The 1875-nt window shown below is 31.2% G+C and carries 2 protein-coding genes; one reads left to right on the top strand and one right to left on the bottom strand.

The genetic code is table 11. The features are described from left to right. The first annotated feature begins 288 nt into the window (after positions 1-288). Positions 289-1158, top strand: coding sequence for a helix-turn-helix domain-containing protein (locus tag GOQ24_RS14465; RefSeq protein WP_230381571.1), 870 nt, complete (start codon positions 289-291; stop codon positions 1156-1158). Here the strand turns inward: GOQ24_RS14465 and GOQ24_RS14460 are convergent, their stop codons facing one another. Continuing rightward, complete coding sequence (locus GOQ24_RS14460) at positions 1159-1641, bottom strand: hypothetical protein (protein WP_155093286.1); 483 nt, start codon at positions 1639-1641, stop codon at positions 1159-1161. Positions 1642-1875: the final 234 nt, after the last annotated feature.

Here is a 1875-nt window from a genome sequence, read left to right as displayed (position 1 = left end):
ATTATTTAACCTTGTATATAATACAAAGGAATGGGTTAAATCTAATTTCATTTTGAGTAATGAGCAGGTTGTCAAATTAGATGAGCAACCAAGAGAATTTTTGAGAGCTTTAAATTTTGCTCCTACAGAGTTCTGTTATAATTAAGATTTAAATTATTATTACCATATAAGCCTTGAGAAGTATTTCTCAAGGCTTTTTATTTTCTCATACTTTACGGCATTGTGAAATTTTTGTTGAAGGGAGTTCAAACAGAAGGTTAAAAGAAAGTTATCTTGTATTTATATAGAATGATTTTAATTAATTTTGCCAGAGTTATTACAGAATTTATGGATTACACTTTTACAAAAGATAAAGAGATTGTTTTTTCTCGCGATAGCAAGCATTTAATAGTATCTTCTCCTAAGAAAATGGATTACTATATTGTGGTGCTTGGAATAAAAGGGAGTATGAAACTAAGAGTTGGGTACCATAGTTTTGTAATAGATGCAGGAACGATTTCTATTATTTCACCTGACGTAATATACAGTACTAAGTCTGTTTCTGAAGATTTTGAGGTTATGCAGATCTTCTTTCACAAATCGTTTTTGTATAAGTTATTTCTAAAGGAGAACATTATTGATGAACTCCTATATTTAAATGCTGATTATCCGCCATTGTATAGATTAGAAGATCGCTATAATGAAGTGCATTCCTTATTTAGCAGTATTGAAATAGAGTTGCAAGAGAAATATGCCTACCACCTTGATATGATACGCTTAAAGGTTATTGCTTTATTATATGAGTATAACAGAGCTTGTGAGTACTGCCTTCTTGGTTTTCGAAAGAATATGAACAGACAGTATCAATTGACTTATCAGTTTAAACAATTGGTTGATGAAAAGTATAAAGATCTGAAAAGCGTACAGGAGTATGCATCATTATTGGGGATTACAGCTAAGCATTTAACGGAAGTTATCAAGGAAGAAATAGGAGATACAGCATTACACCTTATTCACGAACGCATTATACTCGAAGCGCAGTACTTACTCAAACACAGTGGCTTTTCTATCAAGGAATGTGCATACGAATTAGGGTATAATGATGTATCCTATTTTAGTAGATTCTTTAAGACTTATGTGGGGGTCACCCCAAGTCAGTTTAAGTGTAAAAGTATTTAGTTAATTGTCCTGGTCGAACGTATCACTTATTTTTTCAAAGTCCCCAAAAGGAAAGTGAAGGTTTCTCAGTTTTTTTAAGTTCTTCTTCTTTAATATACATAGATATACGAAATCATCAGCTTTATTTAGCGAACCTATAGTGTAGTCCTTATGCAGTGTTTTCTTCAGCTTTTGAAGGGTGTATTGATTTAATTCTAAGGGTAGGAAATCTTTTTTTCGATAAACGTTTTTAATTTTCTTGTGTAGGGTATTGATGTCTTTAGAAAACTCCATATCTAATTCAAAAGCTCTTTGAACAATGAAATCTATTAATGCTGTTTCTTGGTGTTTCTCATTTAGGTTCAGTTTAAAGAAAAAGTCATTACCTAAAAGATAATGGAGTAGTTTGTCATCTTCAACTTTATCTCGCATTTCGTTGAGAATAGCATTGTGTTCTTCTGGAGATAAAAGAGATTGCAATAAGATTATTTTTTCAGTTTTCATAGTTGTTGTTTTTTGTGGTTATATACTTTAAACGTAGATTTTTTATAAAAAATTGCTTTAATAATGTTAAGAAATTATTATTTATTGCCGCTATACAAACCATGATTTTGCATCGCATTTCATAGGCTGCTATGTATCCACCCGACCAAGCCCATATTTCATAAGCTAACGTAAGGTAGTAAGTTTGCTTGAAATAATAAAGAGATGAGCAAACAAGAAATAATGTACTCTCAT

The organism is Myroides sp. LoEW2-1 (assembly GCF_009767705.1).
Classification (GTDB): Bacteria; Bacteroidota; Bacteroidia; order Flavobacteriales; family Flavobacteriaceae; genus Flavobacterium; species Flavobacterium album_A.
This window is presented reverse-complemented; position numbering and strand designations above follow the sequence as displayed.